The organism is Corynebacterium sp., assembly GCF_022712195.1.
Lineage (GTDB): Bacteria > Actinomycetota > Actinomycetes > Mycobacteriales > Mycobacteriaceae > Corynebacterium.
Map to the genome: position 1 here is coordinate 25,400 of NZ_JALAGY010000065.1, position 23,006 is coordinate 48,405.

18 protein-coding genes are annotated in these 23,006 nt (G+C 69.4%); 6 read left to right on the plus strand and 12 right to left on the minus strand.

Translation table 11 applies throughout. The annotated features are described in order from the left end of the window. The first annotated feature begins 10 nt into the window (after window positions 1–10). The 3 genes from Q0A34_RS08630 (at window position 11) to Q0A34_RS08640 (ending at window position 3,077) form a co-directional block, all read left to right on the plus strand. Window positions 11–799 (plus strand): exodeoxyribonuclease III, encoded by a 789-nt coding sequence (locus tag Q0A34_RS08630; protein WP_291479588.1) that lies wholly within the window; start codon window positions 11–13, stop codon window positions 797–799. Between the two features lie 62 nt (window positions 800–861). Next, window positions 862–2,364: a cardiolipin synthase gene (gene cls / locus Q0A34_RS08635; protein WP_291479616.1), complete on the plus strand. Its 1,503-nt coding sequence runs from the start codon at window positions 862–864 to the stop codon at window positions 2,362–2,364. Window positions 2,365–2,483: 119 nt separating this feature from the next. After that, window positions 2,484–3,077 (plus strand): MarR family transcriptional regulator, encoded by a 594-nt coding sequence (locus tag Q0A34_RS08640; RefSeq protein WP_291479589.1) that lies wholly within the window; start codon window positions 2,484–2,486, stop codon window positions 3,075–3,077. 7 nt (window positions 3,078–3,084) lie between these two features. Here Q0A34_RS08640 and Q0A34_RS08645 read toward each other — a convergent pair whose 3' ends face one another. The 3 genes from Q0A34_RS08645 to Q0A34_RS08655 all read right to left on the minus strand — a co-directional run bounded on the left by Q0A34_RS08645 (window position 3,085) and on the right by Q0A34_RS08655 (window position 6,141). Continuing rightward, window positions 3,085–4,266 (minus strand): multidrug effflux MFS transporter, encoded by a 1,182-nt coding sequence (locus Q0A34_RS08645; protein WP_291479590.1) that lies wholly within the window; start codon window positions 4,264–4,266, stop codon window positions 3,085–3,087. A gap of 64 nt (window positions 4,267–4,330) precedes the next feature. Beyond that, window positions 4,331–5,143: an ABC transporter permease gene (locus tag Q0A34_RS08650; RefSeq protein WP_291479591.1), complete on the minus strand. Its 813-nt coding sequence runs from the start codon at window positions 5,141–5,143 to the stop codon at window positions 4,331–4,333. Further along, window positions 5,143–6,141, minus strand: a complete 999-nt coding sequence (locus Q0A34_RS08655) for an ABC transporter ATP-binding protein (protein WP_291479592.1) — start codon at window positions 6,139–6,141, stop codon at window positions 5,143–5,145. The genes Q0A34_RS08650 and Q0A34_RS08655 overlap by 1 nt, the downstream gene beginning before the upstream one ends. 217 nt (window positions 6,142–6,358) lie before the next feature. On the opposite strand from Q0A34_RS08655, the gene Q0A34_RS08660 reads away from it, so the two are divergent. The 3 genes from Q0A34_RS08660 to Q0A34_RS08670 are packed head-to-tail and all read left to right on the plus strand — an operon-like array spanning window position 6,359 to window position 11,414. Continuing rightward, the gene (locus Q0A34_RS08660; protein WP_291479593.1) at window positions 6,359–7,678 is read left to right on the plus strand and encodes a hypothetical protein; all 1,320 of its coding nucleotides are present in this window, start codon (window positions 6,359–6,361) and stop codon (window positions 7,676–7,678) included. After that, window positions 7,675–8,901 carry a transporter substrate-binding domain-containing protein gene (locus tag Q0A34_RS08665; protein WP_291479594.1) on the plus strand — a complete coding sequence of 409 codons (1,227 nt, stop codon included), beginning with the start codon at window positions 7,675–7,677 and terminating at the stop codon, window positions 8,899–8,901. The genes Q0A34_RS08660 and Q0A34_RS08665 overlap by 4 nt, the downstream gene beginning before the upstream one ends. After that, the gene (locus Q0A34_RS08670) at window positions 8,898–11,414 is read left to right on the plus strand and encodes a serine/threonine protein kinase (RefSeq protein WP_291479595.1); all 2,517 of its coding nucleotides are present in this window, start codon (window positions 8,898–8,900) and stop codon (window positions 11,412–11,414) included. Before Q0A34_RS08665 ends, Q0A34_RS08670 begins: the two co-directional genes overlap by 4 nt. Before the next feature lie 36 nt (window positions 11,415–11,450). Here Q0A34_RS08670 and Q0A34_RS08675 read toward each other — a convergent pair whose 3' ends face one another. From Q0A34_RS08675 to Q0A34_RS08715, 9 genes are all read right to left on the minus strand, one after another. Next, the gene (locus Q0A34_RS08675) at window positions 11,451–12,668 is read right to left on the minus strand and encodes an acetate kinase (RefSeq protein ID WP_291479596.1); all 1,218 of its coding nucleotides are present in this window, start codon (window positions 12,666–12,668) and stop codon (window positions 11,451–11,453) included. 15 nt (window positions 12,669–12,683) lie between these two features. Then, window positions 12,684–14,099, minus strand: coding sequence for a phosphate acetyltransferase (gene pta / locus Q0A34_RS08680; protein WP_291479597.1), 1,416 nt, complete (start codon window positions 14,097–14,099; stop codon window positions 12,684–12,686). A 204-nt stretch (window positions 14,100–14,303) separates the two neighbouring features. Then, a complete protein-coding gene (locus tag Q0A34_RS08685; RefSeq protein ID WP_291479598.1) occupies window positions 14,304–15,290 on the minus strand; it encodes a sulfite exporter TauE/SafE family protein in 987 nt (328 codons plus the stop codon). Further along, entirely contained in the window at window positions 15,287–16,042 is a 756-nt protein-coding gene (locus tag Q0A34_RS08690) for a CbiX/SirB N-terminal domain-containing protein (RefSeq protein WP_291479599.1), read from the minus strand. Before Q0A34_RS08690 ends, Q0A34_RS08685 begins: the two co-directional genes overlap by 4 nt. Then, window positions 16,042–17,418, minus strand: a complete 1,377-nt coding sequence (locus tag Q0A34_RS08695; protein ID WP_291479600.1) for a GTP-binding protein — start codon at window positions 17,416–17,418, stop codon at window positions 16,042–16,044. Before Q0A34_RS08695 ends, Q0A34_RS08690 begins: the two co-directional genes overlap by 1 nt. Beyond that, entirely contained in the window at window positions 17,418–18,335 is a 918-nt protein-coding gene (gene cysD, locus Q0A34_RS08700) for a sulfate adenylyltransferase subunit CysD (protein ID WP_291479601.1), read from the minus strand. The genes Q0A34_RS08695 and cysD overlap by 1 nt, the downstream gene beginning before the upstream one ends. Next, window positions 18,332–19,195: a phosphoadenylyl-sulfate reductase gene (locus Q0A34_RS08705; RefSeq protein ID WP_291479602.1), complete on the minus strand. Its 864-nt coding sequence runs from the start codon at window positions 19,193–19,195 to the stop codon at window positions 18,332–18,334. Before Q0A34_RS08705 ends, cysD begins: the two co-directional genes overlap by 4 nt. Before the next feature lie 316 nt (window positions 19,196–19,511). After that, window positions 19,512–21,326 (minus strand): ABC transporter ATP-binding protein, encoded by a 1,815-nt coding sequence (locus Q0A34_RS08710; RefSeq protein WP_291479603.1) that lies wholly within the window; start codon window positions 21,324–21,326, stop codon window positions 19,512–19,514. Window positions 21,327–21,340: 14 nt separating this feature from the next. Then, a complete protein-coding gene (locus tag Q0A34_RS08715; RefSeq protein ID WP_291479604.1) occupies window positions 21,341–22,972 on the minus strand; it encodes an ABC transporter ATP-binding protein in 1,632 nt (543 codons plus the stop codon). Window positions 22,973–23,006: the final 34 nt, after the last annotated feature.

Genomic DNA, 23,006 nt, shown 5'->3' on the forward strand with positions numbered 1-23,006 from the left:
GCTGTAGGTCATGAGGATCGCCAGCTGGAACATCAACTCCGTGCGCAACCGGGAACAGCGGGTCCGGGACTTCCTGGAACGCTCGGACGTCGACGTCCTGTGCCTCCAGGAGACCAAGTGCACCGACGACCAGTTCCCCGACTTCTCCTACACCGGGTACCAGCACGCGCACGTCGGTGAGAACGCCTGGAACGGTGTCGCGATCCTGTCCCGGGTCGGCCTGGAGGACGTGCGGTCCGACTTCGGCCAGCCCCGCTTCCACAAGGACCCCCTCGCCGAGCCTGTGCTGGAGCCCCGGGCCGTGGGTGCCCGGTGTGGCGGGGTCGAGGTCTGGAGCCTCTACGTCCCCAACGGGCGGGAGATCTCCGACCGGCACTTCACGTACAAGATCGACTTCCTCGACGCCATGGCGTCCTACCTGGAGCACGGCACAGAGCACGGCGGCGGAAACGGCGGGGACCCCGTGGTGGTCGTCGGCGACTTCAACGTGATCCCCACCGACGAGGACCTGTGGGACCGCTCCTGGTTCGAGGGCAAGACCCACGTGACCCCGCGGGAACGTGCCGCCCTGGACGCCCTCGTCCGGCGCGGTGGCGTCACCGAGGCCACCGCACCGCTGCGGGGGACCTACACCTACTGGGACTACCAGGCGATGAGGTTCCAGAGGAACCAGGGCATCCGGATCGACCTGCAGTACGCGCGGGGGCTCACCCCGTCCGCGCCGCGGGTGGACCGGGATGAACGGTCCGGCAAGGGCGCGTCCGACCACGCCCCCGTGATCGTGGACTACACGCTGTGACGGTCACGGTGGCCGCCTCCGAGTTCTGGTCGTTCATCACGCCGGACAACTTCGGGTTCCCCCTGTTCGGCAACGTCGTCGGAGACGGACTGGAATGGTGGCAGTGGGCGCTGGTGCTGCTGGACTACACCCTGAAGTTCATCGCCCTGGGCTACGTCCCCTCGCAGCGCAAACCCACCAGTGCGATGGCCTGGCTGCTGGCGATCTTCCTCATCCCCTTCGCCGGGGTGATCCTGTTCCTGTTCATGGGGTCTCCGTACATCAACCGGCGGCGCCACAACATCCAGAACCAGGCCAACGAGCTCATCCGCACCGTCAGCGCGGATGAGCCGGACGTCCCCCCGGGGTTCGAGGTCACCGACGAGATCGTCAGCATGATGCACCTCAACCGTCACCTGACGTCCATGCCCGCGGCCACCGGACGTCTGGTGGCGCTGCACTCCGACTACGAGGGGTCGATCCGCGCCATGGCGGACGCGGTGGACAGTGCCGAGAACTACGTCAACGTCCAGATCTACATCACCGCGTGGGACGAGACCACGGGCGTGTTCTTCGACGCCCTGGAGCGCGCGGTGAAGCGGGGGGTCACCGTCCGCCTGATGTTCGACCATGTCGGCAGCTGGAAGTACCCGGGCTACCTCTCCCTGGGCAAGCGCCTGAGCGACATCGGTGTCGAATGGATGGTCATGCTTCCGCTCAAACCGTGGCGGTGGCGTTTCCGGCGTCCTGACCTGCGTAACCACCGCAAGATCGTGGTCGTCGACGGGCACACCGCGTTCATGGGCAGCCAGAACATGATCGACTCCAGCTACCTGATCGCGAAGAACCGGAAGAAGGGACGGCACTGGATCGACGTCATGGTCGAGGTCACCGGCCCGATCGTGATGAGCCTGGACACCGTCTTCGCCGTCGACTGGTTCACCGAGTCCAAGGAGGAGCTCGACCTGCTCTCACCGTCGCAGGCGACACACTGGCTCAACGCCGACACCACCCCGCAGGTCCCCGACTCCGGCAACGAGATCCTGCAGGTCGTGCCGTCCGGCCCCGGGTTCACCACGGAACCCAACCTGCGGTTGTTCACCTCCGTGGCGCACCACGCCAAGGAGCACCTGGTGCTGGTCAGCCCCTACTTCGTGCCGGACGAGTCTCTCCTGGACGCGGTCACCACCGCCGCCTACCGCGGGGTGGAGGTGGAGCTCTTCGTCTCGGAGAAGGCCGACCACACCATCGTCGACTACGCCCAGTCCTCCTACTACGCCGAGATGCTCGAGGCCGGTGTGCGGATCCACCGGTTCCCCTACCCCGCCGTCCTGCACTCGAAGTTCGTCATCGCCGACTCGGAGGTGGCGATCATCGGCTCGTCGAACATGGACATGCGCTCGTTCGGCCTCAACTACGAGGTCACCATGCTCGCCGGGCACGGCGACCTGCTGGACTCGATGACCGAGCTCACCGACTCCTACCGCGAGTCCTGCACGGAACTCACCGAGGAGGAGTGGGGCAACCGTCCGTTGATGCGACGCTATGTCGAGAATGTTGCCCGGCTTACGTCCGCGCTCCAGTAAATGGCTTACAATGTCATAAACAATAGGTCGCAGAAACTACCACGGGTCGACTACCGTGATAGCTGACGGGACTGACAGACGAGTCAGACGCTAGTGCAGTAGCAGACAAGGAGCCCACCATGGCCAAAGACATCCGGGACACCACGGACTCCACCGAGTCTGCCGACGATTTCGCAGATCTCATCAGTGACCTGGGCTCTGACCCGGTGCAGGACCAGATCCGCGGGCACCGGGCACCCGAGATCCTGCCGGAGATCGACGTCGCCGAGATCGCGACGGCCGTCTACGACTTCCTCTCTGCGCTGCGTCGGCTGATGGACCGCCCGAACCACAAGCTGGCGATCTCGCAGTCGGAGATCGAGGTCCTGCACTTCATCGCCCAGCACCCCGGGTGCGGCGTGTCGGACATCGCGCGGCTGCGGTTCCTGCGCGCCTCGAACGTCTCCGCCACGGTCCGTCGCCTCATCAACTCCGGGCTGGTCCTGCGGCAGGCCAACGACCAGGACCGGCGGGCCCAGGACCTCTACCTGTCGGACGAGGGCATCGAGATGCTCAACTCCATCACCGACGAGTGGGCGATGCTGATCGCCCGCGCCGCACGCCGGATGGACGGCCGCGACCTGGCGAAGCTCCGCCGCGGCGTACCGGCGCTGCGGAACCTGTCGATCGCCGCCGAGAGTCTCATCGAGGACATCCAGCGCAGCCGTAACTGATCACCGGTCAGCCTGCCGGCGTCCCCGGGACCGGTCGGGGTCGGGCCCCACGGCGACCGTAGACGCCGCCCACGACAGCGACCGCGGCGCAGGACGCCATCACCGTCGCCATGGTGAGCAGACCGTCCTCCCCCAGCCCGACGACAGGTGCGACGACACCGGCCGCCAGGAACTGCCCGGCCCCGAGCAAGGCCGAGGCGGCCCCGGCACGTCCCGGTGCGAGGTCCATCGCCAGCGCCGTGGTGTTGCCCAGGTTCAACCCCGTCCCGACGGTCGCGACGAAGGTGAAGAGGATCACCGGCACCAGGCTGTGCACCGTCAGGGCGGTCAGAAGCAGGCCGAGGCCACCGCAGAGAAGCAGCCCCTGACCGACCGCCTGCATGCGGGCCGGGCCGACCTTCTCCACGATGCGGGCGTTCACCATGTTGGCCAGCACCAGCGCCACCGCATTACCTGCGAAGACCAGGCTGAACTGGGACGGTGTGAGGCCGAACTGCTCCTGCATCACGAACGAGGACCCGGAGACGAAGGCGAAGAACCCGCCGAAGCCGATCGCGAAGGCCACGAGGTGCCCGACGTACGGTCCGACCCGGAAGAGACCGGCCATGCGCCGGTACACCACCAGCATCGCGCCCTCGGTACGGTTCCCGGCCGGGTGGGTCTCCGGGAGCAGCAGCGCGACGACCACCTGGAGCACGGCGACGGCCGCCAGCGTCCAGAACACCGCCCGCCATCCGGCGAGTCCGGCGACGGCACCACCGACGACCGGGGCGACGATCGGAGCCACGGAGGTGAAGATCATCATCGTCGACAGTGCCGCCGCCGCGGCCGCACCGTGGAGACGGTCGGCGATCATCGAACGGCCCAGGGTCACCCCGGCACCGCCGGCGGCCCCCTGGAAGAACCTCACCACGATGAACAGCCAGATCGACGGCGCCAGCGCGCAGACGACCGAGGCGACCAGGCCGACGACGGTCGCGGCGACGAGCAGCCGGTGGCGGCCGGCCCGGTCGGACAGGGGCCCGACGACGAGCTGGCCGACGGCCATGCCGACCATGAACGAGGTGATCGTCAGCTGCGTGAGCGACGCCGTGGTGCCGAGGTCGTCGGTGATCTCCGGCAGGGACGGGAGGTACATGTCCGTGCCGAACGGGCCTCCCGTGGAGAGCAGGGCGATGCCTGCCAGCATCGCCAGCGACACTGTGGCCGCCGGGGCCGCCGGGGCAGATCCCCCCTTCCCCCGGGACGTACGGTCAGGCATCGCGACGACGCAGCGTGACCGTACCGACGACGAAGATCACCAGGCACACCACGAGGAAGAAGATCACCGAGCCGGTCTGGCCCCACGGGGCGTTCGCGACGTCATTGAGGTTGACAGCGCTACCGATGTTCTTGAACGGCAGGTACTGGGGGACCCATTCCTTCACCTTCGGGAACATGCCCGGGACCTCCTCGAGGACGAGCACCCAGAGCAACAGCACTGCCATGGCCCCGGCGGTCTTCCGCAGCAGGTAGGCCACACCGATGGCCAGGGCCACGGCGCCGACGGCGTAGACGACCATGCGCAGGATGACCGTCCACGCGTCGTCCGCGGAGAAGGAGATGTTCGACAGGATCGCGTCGTCGTCGATCTGCAGGCCGGCGATCCAGCGTGACGTCAGGACACTGAGGACCGCCGAGAGCAGGGTGATGACCGCCGCGATGACACCGTAGACGATGAACTTCGCGACCGGCAGCTGCCAACGCTTCGGCACCGCCAGGGCATTGGACTTCGCCGTGCTGTTGCCGTACTCACCGGTGACCAGCAGGGCACTCTGGATGAGGATGATCATCACACCGAACATCTGGAGGCCCATCAGGGCACCTGCCACGTTCAGGGCCTGCGCGTTGATCGCCGCGGTCTCCAGGTCCCCGTCGTCGACGAACATCTGGTAGCTCATGGCGTTCGCCCAGCTGAGGAAAGCGGCGAAGGCCACGGAGAACACGATGATGAGTGCCGAGGTCCAGTAGACCGCCTTGGTGGTGCGGATCTTGATCCACTCGGCGTTGATGGCGTGTGCGAGCATTACTTCTCCCCCTCGGTGGTCGGCGCGGCGTCCTGCTGGTCCGGCAGGTCACCGAGGTCAGGCACGTCCCCGAGTTCCCCGCCCAGGCTGGCGTGGTAGTCCACGGCGTGGCCGGTCATCCGCATGAAGGCGTCCTCCAGCGACGCCCGGCGCTCGCTGAGCTCACGCAGCAGCAGCCCGTAGGTGTAGGCGATGCCGCCGACCTCGTCGGGCTCGGTGTCCTCCATGACGAGGATCACGCGGCCGTCGTCGTCGGTGCTCTCGGTGAAGCCGACGGACTGCTCCGTGAGGGCGTTCTTCATCTCCTCGAGATGGTCCGTGCGCACCACGGTGGTCGCGGTGGAGGCGTTCTTGATGAAGTCGTGGGTCGAGGTGTCCGCGACCAGCCGCCCCTGGCCGATGACCACGAGATGGTCGGCGGTGAGCGCCATCTCACTGAGCAGGTGCGAGCTGATCATCACCGTGCGCCCCTCAGAGGCGAGGTGCCGCACGAAGTCACGCACCCAGCGGATGCCCTCCGGGTCCAGGCCGTTGACCGGCTCATCGAGGATCAGGACCTCCGGGTCCCCCAGCAGCGCGACCGCCAGGCCGAGCCGCTGTCCCATGCCGAGGGAGAAGTTCCCGGCCTTCTTGCCGGCGACGTCGCTCAGCCCGACGAGCCCGAGGACCTCGTCGACCCGCTTGGCGGGGATGCCGTTGGCGGCGGCGAGCCACTTCAGGTGGTTCGCCGCGGTGCGGTTGGGGTGAACCCACTTCGCGTCGAGCAGCGTGCCCACCTTGTGCAGCGGCTTGGCGTACTGGTCGTAACGCCGGCCGTCAATGGTCGCTGTGCCGGCCGACGCGCGGTCGAGTCCGACGATCATGCGCATCGTCGTGGACTTGCCTGCACCGTTGGGCCCGAGGAATCCGGTGACGATTCCCGGCTGGACCGAAAAGTTCAGGTCGTCCACGACGGTCGCGGAACCGTACCGCTTTGTCAGGGATTCGACTTCAATCATTCCCCTATGGTGCCATACACCCTGCAGCCAGGGCACTGACACTTATTCCCCTGACGAAGGTAGGATGTCCTACATGCCCGTGCCGACACGTGATTCAAGTGACGGGGCCGCCGATACGGTCTCGACCGGCACATTCACGACCCGCGAAACGGACGTCACCCACCGCACGGACGCTCCTGTCGGACCCGGGGGCCGCCGCCAGGACACCGACCGGTGGATGGACGACGCGCCCGCCGACGGCCCGGGCGGGCGCCGGCTGAGCGTCTTCACCCCGGCGCTCGAGATCCCCCGCCGGTTCCGCCGGTTCATCTCCACCACACCCGGCCTGCTGACCGTGGTGTCGGTCGTCCTGGTGCTGGCCATCCTCGCCGCCGGCGGTGCGATGGCCGCCCAGTCCTCCAACCAGCAGGGCGACCTCAACACGCTGGTCAACCGGACCGAGCCGGTCTCCTTCGCCGCCCAGGAGCTGTACAACTCACTGTCGGTGGCCGACTCCGTGGCCACCACCGGCTTCGTCGAGGACGCCGCCGGCGGCGCGGACACCGACCCGTCCTACCGGGAGGCCGTGGACATCGCCTCGCGGGCGATCATCCGCGCCGCCAACGGCATCGACGACCCGTCCACCCGCGAGATGTCGCTGATCCTGGAGATCCAGGAGAAGCTGCCGATCTACACCAGCCTGATCACCGAGGCCGGGGTCAACAACCGGCAGGGCCACCCGGTGGGCGCCGCCTACGTGACCCAGGCCAGCACGATGATGCAGGACGAGATCCTGCCCGCCGCCGGCGAACTGTACTCCAACACCAGTTCCGAGGTCGGTGAACAGCAGCTCGCCCTGACCAAACCCGGCTGGTTCGCCCTGTCCGGGCTCGTCGCCGCCGTGATCATGCTGGCGGTCGCGCAGTTCTGGCTGGCGGCCCACACCAACCGCCGGATCAACGGCGGATACGCCACCGCCACGGTGCTGATGACCGTCGCACTGCTCTGGGCCAGTGGTTCCGCCCTGACCACCTGGACCGACGGCACCCGAGGACTGGACGGCACCGCCCAGCCGCTGGAGACCCTGACCTCGCTGCGCATCACCGTGCAGCAGACCCGCACCACCGAGGCGCTCAGCCTCGTCGAGCGCGAGTACTCCGACGACACCCAGAACGACTTCTCCGGGCAGGTGACGCGGATCGACAGCCAACTGGAGACACTGCGCACCATCGTCGGCGACCGCGACATCCTGGACGAGGCCCGGGAGAACCTGCGCGCCTGGGACAACGCGCACGCCGAGATGCTCGCCTACGTCCAGCAGGGCGACTACACCGCGGCGATCGGCGCCACCATCGGCGAAGAGGACGTCCACCCGTACCAGAAGCTCGACGAGAACCTGCGCTCCCTCATCGACGACACCCGCAACCAGCTGCGGACCTACCTCGCCGACTCTCGGGTGTCGGCGCAGCAGGTCTCGGCCCTGGTGATCCTGCTCGGCGTCATCTCCGCACTGTGCATCGTCTACGGCACCCGTCCACGGCTCCAGGAGTACCTGTGAACACCCGCGCACGCATCCTCACACCCGTCCTCGCCACGGTCGTCGCCGCCGTCAGCGCCACTGTGCTGGCGGCCTGCGTCTCCGACGAACAGAGCCTGCAGCAGTGGCCGGACGCGCCGAACCCGTCCCTCGCGCTGCCCAACGGCTCGAAACTGTCCGACAACGTCGACGACCTGACCACCCGGACCACCCACGACACCATGGCGGGCGCACGCGACGCCTTCGGCTCCCTGCGCCCCGACACCGACCCGCAGACCGGGGCGGAGGTCTCCCCGGCGCGCCGCGTGCCGACCGTCATCGAGCGTGGGCGGCTGGTCGTCGGTGTCGCCCAGTCCCTCAACCAGCTCGGCTTCCGCGACCCGGTCAACGGTGAGCTCGCCGGCTTCGAGATCGACCTCGCCAGGGAGATCGCCCGCGACATCTTCGGTGACCCGAACCGCATCGAGTACCGCTACGTGGAAGGCAACGACCTGGAGGACGTCCTGTCGGTGGGTACGGTGGACCTGGTGATCCGCACGTTCACGATCACCCGGCCCCGCCAGGAACAGGTCGAGTTCTCCGTCCCCTACCTGACGACCTACCCGCGCATCCTCGCCATGCGTGACTCGGGCATCACCGGGGAGCAGGACCTCGGCGACAAGACGGTGTGTGTCACCCACGACTCCACGAACCTGCAGGAACTCCGCGACGACGTCCCCCACCAGGACATCCTGGCCACCCAGACCTGGTCGGACTGCCTGATGGCGATGCAGCGCCGGCAGGTGGACGCGATCTACTCCGATTCCGCCATCCTCTCCGGCCTTCAGGCGCAGGACCCCTACACGGAGATCATCGGCAACGGCTCGGAGGGCACCGACTACGGGGTCGCCGCCGCCCTGCCCCAGGACAGGGACACCGCCGGGCTGATCCGCCAGGTCAACTCGACCATGGAACGCATCCGCGAGGACGGGACCTGGGAGGACATCTACGACAACTGGCTGGGCGGCTACCTGGGCGACGCCAGCCAACCCGCCGCAAGCTACCGTTCTGCCGCGGAGAACCGTGAACTCACCGCACTGCGCGAGCGTGCGCGGGCCGGTGCGGATGACCGGGAAGACCGGGACGGCTCCGCGGACGACGGCGGTAACGGCGGGAGCGACCGAAACGACGGTAGAGACGGTAACGCCGATAACTCCGGTAACGACGGAGACAGCGACGGTTCGCACAGGGAGGAGGACCAGTGACCGACCCCGACGAGCGCACCCCGGAGGACTCCGGGCAGGCCACCGAGGCGACCTTCTTCGACCCCTTCGCCGACGACGACTCCGACAGCGTCCCGGTCTCCCCCGCCGGCAACGACCATGCCGGCAATACCGACGGGGCCGGCGAGTCCGACGGCAACGACGAACACAGCGGCGGCCAGTCCACCCAGGCCACCCCGTTCGATCCCTTCGCCGACGACAGCGACAGCGACGAGTTCCATGTCGACCCTGCCGATTCCGCCGTCACCGGCCCGTCCGGCGCCCCCGGCGGGAGCTCCAAGGCGGGCGACACCGAACGGCAGCCCACCGTCGACTCCGGCGAACGCAGCCGCCGCGAGGCGCTCTCCACCTTCCGTCGTCGACGGGGCACCTCCCGCGCCGGAGCCGAGGTCGCCGGCGGCATGGTGCGGCTGCCCTTCATCCCCCCGACGAACCCGCAGGACGCCGTCATCAGCGACGAGGCCGTGGAGAAGGCCGTCTCCGAGGGGACCGAACGGCCCGTCCTCCAGCCGGGTGACATGGTCGCCGCACAGTACGAGGTCCTGGGCCCGATCGCGCACGGTGGGCTGGGGTGGATCTACCTCGCCGTCGACCACAACGTGTCCGACCGGTGGGTCGTGCTCAAGGGCATGATGGCCACCACCACCGCCCACGAGCGGGCCGTCGCCGAGTCGGAGCGTGCCTTCCTCGCCGACATCACCCACCCCGGGATCGTGAAGATCTTCAACTTCATCGACGACCCGCGTAGTCCCGGCGGCTTCATCATCATGGAGTACGTCGGCGGCCCGTCGCTCCGCCACCGCAGGCGCCGCCAACCGGGCAACACCCTGCCCATCGACATCGCCATCGGCTACATCCTCGAGGTCCTCCCGGCACTGGACTACCTGCACTCCCGCGGCGTGGTCTACAACGACCTCAAACCGGACAACATCATCATCACCGAGGACCAGGTCAAGCTCATCGACCTCGGGGCGGTCTCCGGCATCGGCGCCTTCGGGCACATCTTCGGCACCCGCGGGTTCCAGGCCCCCGAGATCGCCCGCACCGGTCCGACGATCGCCAGCGACATCTACACGGTGGGCCGGACCCTGGCCAGCCTCATCGTGAAGCTCCCCGTCACCGACGGGGTCTACGACCCGGGCCTTCCGACCCCCAACGATGAGCCGCTGTTCCGCAAGTACCTGTCTCTCTACCGGCTGCTGCTGCGTGCCACGGACGAGAACCCCGAGCGACGGTTCAGCTCCGCCGGGACGATGGCCAACCAGCTCATCGGCGTGCTCCGCGAGGTGCTGGCCATCCGCGACGGCCGCCAGTACCCCCACCTGGACACCCGCTTCACCGCGCAGCGCTCCACCTTCGGCACCAAGCACCTGCTCTTCCGCACCGACCAGCTCATCGACGGCATCGAACGGTCCGTGGAGACCACCGCCCCCGAAGTGGTCGCCGCACTGCCGACGCCACTGACCGACCCGAACGACCCCGGCGCGTCACTGCTGTCCGCGGCCAGCCTCACCGAACCGGGCGAGGTGCTGGACACCCTGAAGGCCGCGCTGAAGCAGCCGGACCTGTCGGCGTCGACGGAGATCCCGCTGACCATCGTCCGGGCGCAGCTGGACCTCGGCATGACCACCGAGGCGGTGCTGACGCTGCGTGACATGGACGACCGGCTGCAACGCGACTGGCGCCACCAGTGGCTCTCCGGTGTCTCCAACCTGTTGACCAGTGACTTCGTCGCCGCACAGGCGTGCTTCAACGAGGTGCTCAACACCCTGCCGGGCGAGCCCGCACCCAAGCTCGCCCTGGCCGCGACGGATGAACTGATGCTGCAGCACCAGGGGATGAACACCGCCCGGCTCCTGGACCCCAACGTCCAGAAGGCCGCCCTGGCCCTGACCTACACCCAGGGTGCGCAGCAGTCACCCGACTACAGCGAGGTCCCCGGGTGGACCCACCTCTCCCAGGACCCCGTGGCGCTGCGTTTCCACACCATCCGTCTCTACGGCCTGGTGTGGGCGACGAACGCCTCGACCGTGTCCGCGGCCTTCGGGCTGGCCCGCCAGCTGCACGCCGAAGGCCTGGTGGACGCCGCCGTCGCGGCACTGGACCGCCTGCCGCAGTCCTCCCGGCACCACCGGATGGCCCGGTTGACGACCGTGCTGATGCTGATCACCGAGAAGTCCTCCCTCAACGAGGCCCGGCTGCGGCGTGCGGCGCGGCGCCTGGAGATTCTGCCGACCAATGAACCCCGGATCCCTCAGGTCAGGCTGGCGGTCCTGGCCGCCGCGCTGGAGTGGCTGCGCGCCGAGCAGGAGAAGTCCGGCTCCCCGGTGCGGGTGTCGAAGGCCCCGTTGTTCGACGTGGAGTTCAGCGAGCGCGGGCTGCGCGCCGGTATCGAGCAGGGGCTGCGTGACATCGCCCGCCAGTCCCCCTTCGCCCGCCACCGGTTCCGGCTGGTGGACATGGCCAACCGGATCCGGCCGCGCACCTGGTTCTGAAACAGGCCCCCGCTGTCCGGTGACGGCCGTCGCCGCCTAGGCCTCAGACAGCTCCTGCGCGGCGCGGGCGATGGCCAGCTCCTCGTTCGTCGGGACCACGAGCACCTTCACCGCCGAGTCGTCGGAGGAGATCACACGCGGCCCTTCGACGCCCTCGTCGTTCTTGTTGCGCGCGTCGTCGATGACGATGCCGAAGTTCTCCAGGTCAGCCATCGTGTCGCGGCGGATGCCCACGTGGTTCTCGCCGACGCCGGCGGTGAACACCACTGCGTCGAGACGGCCCAGCTGCAGCATGAACGCGCCGACGTACCGGCGGACACGGTGCACGTAGATGTCGTAGGCCTCCTGCGCGTTCTGGTCGCCCTCGTTGATGAGCTCCTGAATCAGGCGGAAGTCGTTGGCCCCGGCCAGCCCCTTCAGGCCGGAGCGCTTGTTGAACAGCGTGTCGATCTCGTCGATGGTCATCTTGCCCTCGCGGTAGAGGTGGAAGATGATGCCGGCGTCGATGTCGCCGGTACGGGTGCCCATGACCAGGCCCTCCAGCGGGGTCAGGCCCATGGTGGTGTCGATGGGCCTGCCGCCGCGGATCGACGCCATCGACGCACCGTTGCCCAGGTGCAGGGTGATCTGGTTGAGGCTCTCGGGGTCCTTGCCCAGGATCTTCGGGACCAGGTTGGAGACGTACTGGTGGCTGGTGCCGTGGAAGCCGTAGCGGCGGATGTGGTACTGGTCGGCGACCTCACGGTTGAGGCCGTAGCGTGACGCCGCCTCCGGCAGGCTGTGGAAGAAGGCGGTGTCGAAGACGGCGACGTGCTTGACGTCGGGCAGCAGCGTCCGGGCGTTCTCGATGCCGTCGATGTTCGCCGGGTTGTGCAGGGGCGCGAGGGGCACGAGGGTGCGGATCTCGTCGACGACCTGGTCGGTGATGACGACCGGCTCGGAGAACTTGTTGCCGCCGTGGACCACGCGGTGCCCGACGGCGGAGATGTTGAGGTCCTGCGGGCCGACGCCGAGCAGCGACATCATGCCGAAGGCCCGCTCCAGGCCGACGGAGTGGCTGAGGATCGGGCGGCGGTCCTCGATCGTCTGGTCCTCGGTGACGAGCTTGATGTGGCCGCGGCTCTCGCCGATCTGCTCGACCAGGCCGGACAGGAAGGGGCCGTCCTGCACATCGGCGTTCAGGTCGATGACCTGGAACTTGATGGACGAGGAGCCGGAGTTCAGGACGAGGACGTAGGTGGTGCTCGAGGTCATGTGTATGCCTTTCGGTTACTTTCCGGCCTGGATGGCGGTGATGGCGACGGTGTTCACGATGTCGGGGACGGTCGCCCCACGGGACAGGTCGTTGACCGGCTTGTTCAGTCCCTGCAGGATGGGGCCGACAGCCAGGGCGTCGGCGGTGCGCTGCACGGCCTTGTAGGTGATGTTTCCGGCGTTGAGGTCGGGGAAGACGAAGACGGTGGCCTTGCCGGCCACGTCCGACCCGGGCATCTTCTTCTGGCCGACGGAGTCCACGACGGCGGCGTCGAACTGCAGCGGGCCGTCGACCCCCAGGTCGGGGGCCTTCTCGCGGGCGATGGTGACGGCCTCCGCCACGGCCTCGACGTCCTCACCGGCACCGGAGCTGCCGGTGGAGTAGGACAGCATGGCGACCTTTGCGTCGATGCCGAACTGCCGGGCGGTCTTGGCGGAGACGACGGCGATCTCGGCGAGCTGCTCAGGGGTGGGGTTGGGGTTCACCGCGCAGTCACCGAAGGCCCAGAGCACCCCGTCCATGACCATGAGGAAGATGGAGGAGACGATCGAGGCGTCCGGCGAGGTCTTGATGATCTGGAAGCTCGGCTTGATGGTGTGGGCGGTGGTGTGGGCCGCGCCGGAGACCATGCCGTCGGCCATGCCGAGGTGGATCATCATCGTGGCGTAGTAGGAGATGTCCTTCATCGTCTCCCGCGCCTCGTCGACGGTCACTCCCTTGGACTTGCGCAGCTCGGCGAACTCCTCGGCGAAGCGCTCCAGGTCGTCGCCGCTGCCGGGGTCGGTGAGGGTGGCCGAGCTCAGGTCGAGGCCGAGCTCGTGCGCCCTGGCGGCGATGCTCTTCGGGTCACCGAGGATCGTCAGGTCGCACACCCGGCGCGCCAGCAGCTGGTGGGCGGCCTCGAGGATGCGGTCGTCGTCGCCCTCGGGCAGGACGATGTGCGCCTTGGCTGCCCGTGCCTGGATGATCAGGTTGCGTTCGAAGGACTCCGGGCCGATCACCGGCGTCCCGGGCTCGGCGGAGCCCACGGAGTCCAGGGCGACGAACGGCACGGCGGTGCCCTCGGACTCCAGCGCGGACGACGTGGCCTGCGGACGGTCGAGCAGGGCGATCCCCCGCGGCTCACGTCCCGAGCGCACCAGCTGCCCGGACACCTGCTGGAGCTGCAGGTGGTCCTGCTCCCCTGCGGCGACGAGGAAGTGGGCGACTCCGGCGGCGGCGGCCAGCCGGGAGTCGAACATGGGCTCGCCGGTGCCGACGAGGACGGCCACGTCACTGGTCAGTGCGGTGTCGAGGGCTGCACCGAAGTCCGGCGCCGCAGGACGGAGGGTCTCGAAGATGTCGGTCACCTGGCCCGACAGGCCGGTGATCAGTTCGTCTCGACGTCCGGCGGCGGTGGCGATCGGGCTGAGCACTGCTCGAACGGTCACGGGGTCTCCTTACATGGTTGACGGTCCCCGTCACGTCCGGAGCCTGGTGACCTTCCCGGAGCATGGGGATGTTCCTCCCCCATTGTGCCGCGTATCACCCACCCCGACCAACGCAGTTCTGTCTCATTGGTCTCACTACCCCCATTGCTGTGTCTTATCCCACTCACCCGGGGGTGAAACGCGCTCCCGACGGCGTACCCGGGGTCACCGTTGTCGCTCTGTTCCGATAACTACCTGTTCACTGGAGCGGGAGGACGCTGCGGAGGTGCGGCCCACCGTGTCCCCTGTGTCCCCTGTGCCCGCCGTGTCCGTTGCACGGGCCGCGCGCCGCAGCCGCAGCCCGTGGACCACGGCGACCAGGCACAGGGCGACCACGACAACGGTCAGCAGTCCGCCGGCCCAGCCGAGGGAGACGCTCACCCGCGCCCCGTTGAGTCCCACCAGCACGGCGCCGACGACGACCCCGAGGACGTCGGGGGCGACCACCGTCACGATCCAGGCGGCGACGGGCGCCGCGATGAGCCCGCCGATCAGCAGGCCGACCACGGGCTGCCACGACTCGTGCACCCGTTCCAGGCCGACGATGAAGCCGGCGGACGCCGCCACGGCGACGAGGAACTCCGCGGTGTTGACGGTGCCGATGATCTTGCGGGGTTCGCTGCGCCCCACGCTCATCAGCGTCGAGGTGGTGACCGGCCCCCATCCTCCGCCGCCGGAAGCGTCGAGGAACCCGCCGCCCAGCCCGAGGGCGACCAGTCCCAGCCGGGACCTGCGGTTCCTCGACGCCGCCGGCGCCGGGGCACCGTCCGCGGCGGAGGTCCTCTTCCACGGGACCAGGATGCTGCGGGCCAGCACGTAGGCGCCGAGCAGCAGGAGCAGTGTCGACACCACGGGCTCGGCCGATTCCGAGGACAATCCGGCGAGCACGGTCGCCCCGAGGAACGCGCCGACCGCCCCGGGCACCCCGAGGAACACCACGGTGGGCCAGTGGACGTTGTTGAGCCGCCAGTGGGCGATTCCGGAGAAGAGTGTCGTGCCGACCTCGGCGAAGTGCACGGCGGCGCTGGCCTGGGCCGGGGCGGTGCCGGACAGGATCAGCATCGTGGTGGCGGTGACACCGAAGGCCATGCCGAGGGCGCCGTCGACGAGCTGCGCCATCAGGCCGGCGAGGGCGAACAGCAGCAGTTTCATCGGGTGGTTCCTCCGTTCCCGCCTGGGGTGTGCGGTCGGTGTGCGGCGGGTCGTGCGGTGAGTCGTGCGGCGACCAGTGGTGCGACCGCGGTGCCCAGGGGTGCGCCCGCCGTGACCGCCGCGGCGACCGGTGACCCGGCCAGGGCGCGGACCGCGGTGTCCCAGAGCGTGCCGGGACTGATGAACAGCGGTTCCACGGCGACCCGCCCGGCGCCCTGCCGGACGACGTCACGGACGTGCGCGACCAGGGCGTCCCTGCCGGTTCCTGGACCGCCGGTGGCGGTCAGGGCTCGGGCGGGGACGCCGAGGCGCCGCCCCACGTCCCCGGCCAGTTCCGCGACGCGCTCGTTGGCGCCGGGCACACTGGACCCCACCGAGTAGAGGACGAGATGGTCCGCACCCGGCGCGACACGGGACGCCAGCACTCCGGCGAGGTCGTCGCCGGTGCCGATTCCGTCCGCCCGGTGGAGCACCACGCCGGTCTCCTCGGTGGCCGCGGCGAGCGCGTCGGGGACGTCGGTGGTCATGTGGAAGGCCGTGGTGAACAGCAGCGGCACGACGACCGCCTCGGTGTGCCCCTCCGCGGCGAGCAGGCGCGCCACGGTGGTCGGGGTCAGCGGCGAGAAGTCGAGGTAGGCGGCCCTGGTCTCGTGCCCGGTCAGTCCGGCGACGGCGCGGGCGATGTCCACCACCGTCCGGTCCGCCTCCGGGTGCCGGGACCCGTGTGCGAGGCACACCACGGGCGGGTTCATCAGAGGCCGGGGGCCCCGGGGGACTCAGCGGCCCCGGTCTCCTCCGAGACCAGACCGGCGGTGAGCGTGTCACCGGTGCCCGGGTTGATCAGCAGGAAGGACCCGACACGGCCGCCACGGCGGTAGGCCTCGAAAGGCAGCGGCTCGGCGACGGTCACCCGCACCTCGGCGATGTCGTTGAGCGCCAGTTCAGTGCCCAGGTCGCCGTCCTCCCCGGTCTCGTCCTCGTCGAGGATGTGGACGCGGCTGAGGATCTCGTCGACCCGTGCGCGCACCGTGGCGGACCCGTAGCGCAGCAGCACGTTGCCCCGAAGCTTCACCGGGGTCTCGGCGAGCTGGAAGACCAGTGCGGTGACCTGGTTGGACGGCTCGGGCAGTGGGTCGCCCTCGACCTCGGTGGCGATGAGGTCGCCGCGGGAGATGTCGATGTCGTCGGTGAGCCGCAGGGTGACGGACTCGCCACGTTCGGCGCGGTCCTGCTCCCCGGCGGGGCCGTCGATGCCGGCGACGGTGGTCGTCCGGCCGCCACGCCCGCCGACGGTGACCGGGTCACCGACGCTGACCGACCCGGAGGTCAGCCGTCCCGCGTAGCCGCGGTAGCCGGTGGCGTGGTCACGGATGACGACCTGCACCGGGAACCGCAGACCGCGGGTCTTGCCGGCGTTCACGCGGGCCGGTCGGGCGTTCTCCAGGATGTCCAGCACGGTCGGGCCGCCGTACCAGGGGGTGTTCTCCGACGGGGAGACGACGTTGTCCCCGAGCAGCGCGGAGGTCGGCACGACGTCGATCTTGGGCAGCTTCAGGTCCTCGGCGAGACTGCGCACCTCGGCGGTGATGGAGCGGAACACGCCCTCGTCGAAGTCGACGGCGTCGATCTTGTTCACGGCGACGACGACGTGCGAGGTCTTCATCATCGCGGCGACGGTGAGGTGACGGCGGGTCTGCTCGATGACGCCGTTGCGGGCGTCGATGAGGACGATGACCAGGTCGGACGTCGACAGGCCGGTCACGGTGTTCCGCGTGTACTGCACGTGGCCCGGGCAGTCGGCGAGGATGAAGGACCGCTTGTCGGTGGCGAAGTACCGGTAGGCGACGTCGATGGTGATGCCCTGCTCGCGCTCGGCGCGCAGTCCGTCGACCAGCAGCGACAGGTCCGGGTTCTCCAGGCCCTTGGCCGCGGAGACGCGCTGGACCGCCTCGTACTGGTCGGCGAGGATGGACTTGGTGTCGTGCAGCAGGCGTCCGACGAACGTGGACTTGCCGTCGTCGACGGAACCCGCGGTGCACAGCCGCAGGGTGGGCAGGACCGCGCCGCTGTCGGCGCTGTTGTTGCTCGGCAAGGACGTCTCCGTGGAGTTGACGGTGGCGGCGGTCATCAGAAGTAGCCTTCCTTCTTGCGGTCCTCCATGGAGGACTCGGAGAGTTTGTCGTCGGCACGGGTGGCGCCGCGTTCGGTGGTGGTGGACAGGCGGATCTCGTCGATGACCTCGTCGATGGTGGCCGCGTCCGACAGCACTGCACCGGTGCAGGACATGTCGCCGACGGTGCGGTAGCGCACGGTCCGGGTCTCCACGACCTCGTCCTCGGTCGGCCCACCCCACTCGCCCGCAGTCAGCCACATGCCGCCGCGGTTGAAGACCTCACGGTCGTGCGAGTAGTAGATCCCGGGGATCTCCACGTCACGTGCCCGCAGGTAGTCCCAGATGTCCGCCTCGGTCCAGTTGGAGATCGGGAACACCCGGATGTTCTCGCCCGCCTGGTGGCGGCCGTTGTACAGGCCCCACAGCTCCGGGCGCTGACGGCGCGGGTTCCAGCCGCCGAAGGAGTCACGCACAGAGAAGACGCGCTCCTTGGCGCGGGCCTTCTCCTCGTCCCGACGGGCACCGCCGAGGACGGCGTCGTACCCTCGCTGCTGGATCGTCTCCACCAGCGGCACGGTCTGCAGCGGGTTACGGGTGCCGTCCGGACGCTCCTGGACCGCACCGGAGTCGATCCAGTCCTGCACGTGCGCCACGTGCAGGGTGATGCGGGGGTCCTCGGCGACACGGTCGCGGAACTCGATGACCTCCGGGAAGTTGTGGCCGGTGTCGACGTGCACCAGCTCGAAGGGGACGGCGGCGGGGGCGAAGGCCCGCTTGGCCAGTTCCAGGACGACGACCGAGTCCTTCCCGCCGGAGAACAGCAGGGCGGGGCGCTCGAACTGGCCGGCGACCTCACGGAGGATCTCGATGGCCTCCGCCTCGAGGCTGGCCAGGTGGGGGCTGAGTGTGGGGAGTTCTGTCGCAGTAGTCACAGGTGGAGTCCGCATTCTGTCTTGGAGGAGTTGGCCCAGCGGCCGGAACGGGGGTCGTCGCCGGGAGCCACCGGCAGGGTGCAGGTCGCGCACCCGATGGACGGGTAGCCCTGCCTGGTCAGCGGGTGGATGATCAGGTCGTGGTCTCGGATGTAGTCCTCGACGTCCTGGTCGGTCCACGCGGCGAGGGGGTTGATCTTCAGCCGGCCGGTGCGGTCGACGTCGAGGATCGGGGTGTCCTTGCGCAGCTCGCTGTCGACCCGCTTCACGCCCGAGATCCACGCCTCGTAGGGGTCGAGCATCCTGGCGAGGGGCTCGACCTTGCGCATCCGGCAGCAGGCCGTGGGGTTGCGCCTGTACAGGTCGCGGCCGTAGACCTCGTTCTGCCTGGCCACCGGGTAGGCCGGTTCGACGGTGCGCAGCGGGAGGGTGTAGCGCTCGTCGACCTCGCGGGCCACGTCCAGGGTCTCGTCGAAGTGGTAGCCGGTGTCGAGGAAGACCATCTCGGCGTCGTGGACGCGGCCTTCGGTCAGTTCCACCAGGACGGTGTCCTGCATGGACATCGTCACCGCGACGGTGCCGGTGACGTGCTCGTTGACCCAGTCGAGGATCTCCTCCGCTCCGGCGCCCTCCAGTGTGTGGTTCCACTTCTCGACGAGTGCGCGGTGGGCCGCGGTCTGCTCCTCGCTGAGCGGTGTCGTGGTGGTGGGGACGCCGGGGGGACTGACCTCGGGGTCGGTGAGGCCTGTGGCGTCTGTGGCATCTCCGGCGTCGCGGTTTCCCGGCGCACCGTCCGTCCCGGACGCACCGATCAGGCCGGTGAGCGCCGCGAAGCCGACGTCTGGTCCTGTGTTCGTCATTGCAGCTCTTCTTCAGTCGGGGATTGCGGTGTCAGGCTGTCGTCCTGTCGTGTCCGACCGGCGCCCAACAGACCGGTCGGTCTGCGTTATGAGACACCAGACTAGAGCAGAGTCCTCCCCTGAGCAACCAGTATTTCGTGTATGGACACAAGTCCCATTTGTGTCTGCTGGTAGTGGACCATGTATCCCCTAGACCGAGGGGTCTGTACGGAACCTCCGGAGCCACCCCGCACCGTCACGTCCCGGGGTTCTGTTCACCCTGAAAGTCCCCGCGGCAGGCCCCCACACACACGGACCTGTCCCGTGCGTGCGCGCGTCACCGACCGCGCGACCAGACCTCCCACAGAGTCGCGTAGCGGCCACCGGCCTCGACGAGCTCGTCGTGGGTCCCCTGCTCCACGACCCGGCCGTCCTCCATGACCAACACCTCGTCCGCCAGACGTGCCTGGTCCAGCCGGTGGGCCACCGTCAACGCCGTCCTGCCCTCGGTGAGCCGCCGCGCCGCGGCCTCCAGCGCCTGGGCACCGGCCGACCCGGCCTCCGCCGTCGCCTCATCCAGCACGACCACCCGTGGGTCACGCAGCAGCACCCGGGCCAACGCGATCTGCTGCGCCACCACCGGATCCGGCACCAGCCCACGTGCACCGACGACGGTGTCCAGCCCGTCCGGCAGCCGACGGAACCAGTCGAGCGCCCCCACCGCCTCCAGCGCGTCGACGAGCTCACCGTCGGTGACCTCCGAGTCCACCGCCAGTCCCAGGTCGTCGCGGAGCGTCCCGGAGAAGGTGTGCACCTCCTGCGACACCAGGGCCAGCCGGGCGGCACGCTCATCGTCCGACAGGGCGGTCACCGGCACGCCGTCCACCGTCACCGCACCGGCGGTGGGCTCCCGGAGCCCCGCGAGCAGCGTCGCGACCGTCGTCTTCCCGGCTCCGGACGCGCCGACCAGTGCCACGGTGCGCCCCGGTTCGACGGTGAAGGACACGTCCCGCACCGCCCAGGCGTCCTCCCCGTAGCGGAAGTCGACACCCTCCAGACGCACCTCGCCGCGCGGCTCGGGCGCCCCCGCGTCCGGCACGGGACGCGGCGGGTCCACCGTCACTCCCACAATGCGGGCCAGGGAGGCGTAGCCGGACTGCGCGACGTCGAGCACCCGCATGATCTGCAGCAACGGGCCGCGCACCCGGATGAGCATCAGCGTCGCCGCCGTCACCGCCCCCACCCCCAGCACCCCGTGGTCGACGAGCACGAAACCCAGCACGATGGCCGTTCCCAGCATCACCAGCTCGGCGAAGAGCATCTTGTTCATCAGCACGACCATGACCCGGTTCGCGTTGACCGCGTTGGTCATCACCTGCCGGGACGAGTCCGCGATCCGCGCGTGCATCTCGTCCTCCATCCTGAAGGCACGTACCGTGGCCCGGCCGTGGATCGCCTCGAGGACACGTCGGGCACGCAGCCCCATCGACGCCCGTTCCGCCGCGTACAGGGCGGGCGCGCGCCGCAGGTAGGTCCGGGCGGCCAGCCAGTACACCGGTGAGACCACCAGGATGATCAGCAGGAAACGCCAGTCCACGGTGAGCAGGCTCACCGCCGTGGCCCCGATGACGAACACCGCCCCCGAAAGGATCGGCAGGGCCTCCATGATCGCCGCGGACACCTGTGCGACGTCGTCGGTCGACCGGCTGACCACGTCCCCGGTGCCGGCGTCCTCGACGGTGTGCATGGGCAGTCCCAGCGCGGTGCCGACCATCTCCTCACGCAGATTCGCGATCAGCCGCTCCGACAGCCGGGCGAGGATGAAGTAGCCCGCACCGTTGAACGCCCCTGCGCCGACGGCGACGACCACCATCAGCCCTGCGGTGCGCCACAGGTCCGTCTCCGCCTGGGGCAGCTGGTCCGACGCCGAGGACACGATGTCGACGATGCGCCCCAGCAGACGCGGGATGGTGACCGTGCAGGTCGAGCCGACCGCCAGCAGCAGGAAGGCGACGAGCGCCTGGCGACGCGCACGCGGCACCTTTCGCGCCTGCGCGGCCACCTCCCTGCGTGCCTGGGTCCAGGTCGCCAACGGGAAGGTCCGCACCGGCCCGCCGCCGTCGGCCTGTGGTGCCGCCTGTGGTGCCGTCATGGACGCCGCCCTCATCACTGTTCCCCTCCGGTCGCCGTCGCACCGGCCAGGCCGGCGCCCCCCGCCCGTTGCGCCAGTTCACCACCGGTGAGTTCATGTTCCGCGGCGACGTGCCACGCCGGGGCGTCGCTGATGACCAGCACCCGGTGGCCCGGACGGCCGTCGCCGGCGTAGAGGGCCGCGACACGCTCGGCGATGTGCTGCTCGGTGACCGAGTCCACCGCGGTCGTCGGGTCGGTGAGCACGAGCAGCTCCGGGTCCGCGGCTATGGCGCGCGCCAGGGCGACGCGTTGGCGTTGGCCACCGGACAGGCGCCGTCCGCCCTCCCCCACCGGCCGCTCCGGACCACCGGGGATGTCGGAGCAGTCGGCGACCTCCAGCGCACGGGCCGCCACCGCCGGATCCGGGTGGACGTTGTCCTGCAGGGGCCCGTCGAAGAGGTCCGCGCCGTGCGGGGCCACTGTCACCCGGTGACGGGGCAGCCGCAGCAGCGCGTCGGTCACCTGCGCACCGTCGCCGCCACGCACGACGGTGAGCCCCGGTGGCAGCACCGCCAGCAGCGCGTCCGTCGTCGCGTCGGACTCCTCGTCCGGCGTGGCGAAGGGGGCGGTGAGGATCTCCTGCACCCGGCGCCCGGACGCCGCGGAGACCGCCACCCGGGTGGCGAAGTTCCGGCCCAGCATGGTCATCGGCTGCACGACGTACTGCGACAGGCCGACCACGGTGATCAGCTGCCCCACGGTCAGGCCGCCGTGCAGCGCGATCCACCCGGCGGTCACCCCGATGGCGACGACGTAGATCGCGCCGACGGACTCGGTGACCACCGTCAACCGCGCCTCGGCGGCGTTGGCGCGCACCGTGGCCTCCAACGCCCTGGTCGAGTAGCCGCGGTAGCGGCGGCGCATCGTGCGGACCACACCCAGCCCCTTGACGATCCGCAGCCCCTGGACCGCGTCGGCCGCCACGGCCGCCGCCTGCGCCAGGGCCTGCTGACGCGCCTGGGCCCTGCCGCGCAAGGGGCGGGCCGCCCGCACCGACAACGCCACGACCAGCGGGGCGCCGACGAGGACCCCCAGACCCAGCTGCCAGTGGATCGACAGCACCACCACGGCGACATAGAGGATAGAGCCGAGTTCGGCGATGGGGAACACCGTCATCACCACGATCTCGGCGGCCTTGTTCGCGTCGGTGCTGGCGATCGACAGCAGCCCGCCGGCGGTACGTTCACGCCCGTTGGCGCCGCTGATGCCCCGGGGGTCCTGGATGCGGTCGGTGACGGTGGTGCGCAGGTCGTGGCTGAGCTGCTGGAGGGTGATCTCCGTGTACCGGCGTGCGAGCCAGAACGCCACGGCGTTGACCAGGAACAACGCGACGAGTACCCCGACCCACAGCACCAGCCGGTGCCACCGCCCGGTGGCGACCGCGTCGTCGATGGCACGCCCCACCACGATGGAGGTGGTGGCGTTGCAGACGAAGCCGACCAGCATCCCCACCGACGCGATGAGCTGGACGGGGCGCTGGGCGACGGCGAGCTTCAGCAGCCAGTGCCGGTCGGCGGGGTCCGGGAGTTTCGAGGGGACGCTGCGCAGGTGCCCGGTTCTGATCGTGTCGTCGCCGGTGCCGCCTGCCGAGTCATCTCCTGCCATGGTCGTCGAGCCTACAGCACGGGAAAGGGTGCCC

Bases quoted from the DNA above. Each gene is read 5' to 3' on its own strand.
- Q0A34_RS08695 (WP_291479600.1), bottom strand. From the start codon at position 17,418: ATGACCGCCGCCACCGTCAACTCCACGGAGACGTCCTTGCCGAGCAAC.
- Q0A34_RS08685 (WP_291479598.1), bottom strand. From the start codon at position 15,290: ATGAAACTGCTGCTGTTCGCCCTCGCCGGCCTGATGGCGCAGCTCGTC.
- Q0A34_RS08660 (WP_291479593.1), top strand. From the start codon at position 6,359: ATGGACGACGCGCCCGCCGACGGCCCGGGCGGGCGCCGGCTGAGCGTC.
- Q0A34_RS08675 (WP_291479596.1), bottom strand. From the start codon at position 12,668: ATGACCTCGAGCACCACCTACGTCCTCGTCCTGAACTCCGGCTCCTCG.
- Q0A34_RS08630 (WP_291479588.1), top strand. From the start codon at position 11: ATGAGGATCGCCAGCTGGAACATCAACTCCGTGCGCAACCGGGAACAG.
- Q0A34_RS08655 (WP_291479592.1), bottom strand. From the start codon at position 6,141: ATGATTGAAGTCGAATCCCTGACAAAGCGGTACGGTTCCGCGACCGTC.
- Q0A34_RS08645 (WP_291479590.1), bottom strand. From the start codon at position 4,266: ATGCTGGCAGGCATCGCCCTGCTCTCCACGGGAGGCCCGTTCGGCACG.
- Q0A34_RS08715 (WP_291479604.1), bottom strand. From the start codon at position 22,972: ATGGCAGGAGATGACTCGGCAGGCGGCACCGGCGACGACACGATCAGA.
- Q0A34_RS08640 (WP_291479589.1), top strand. From the start codon at position 2,484: ATGGCCAAAGACATCCGGGACACCACGGACTCCACCGAGTCTGCCGAC.
- Q0A34_RS08690 (WP_291479599.1), bottom strand. From the start codon at position 16,042: ATGAACCCGCCCGTGGTGTGCCTCGCACACGGGTCCCGGCACCCGGAG.
- Q0A34_RS08710 (WP_291479603.1), bottom strand. From the start codon at position 21,326: ATGACGGCACCACAGGCGGCACCACAGGCCGACGGCGGCGGGCCGGTG.
- Q0A34_RS08705 (WP_291479602.1), bottom strand. From the start codon at position 19,195: ATGACGAACACAGGACCAGACGTCGGCTTCGCGGCGCTCACCGGCCTG.
- Q0A34_RS08650 (WP_291479591.1), bottom strand. From the start codon at position 5,143: ATGCTCGCACACGCCATCAACGCCGAGTGGATCAAGATCCGCACCACC.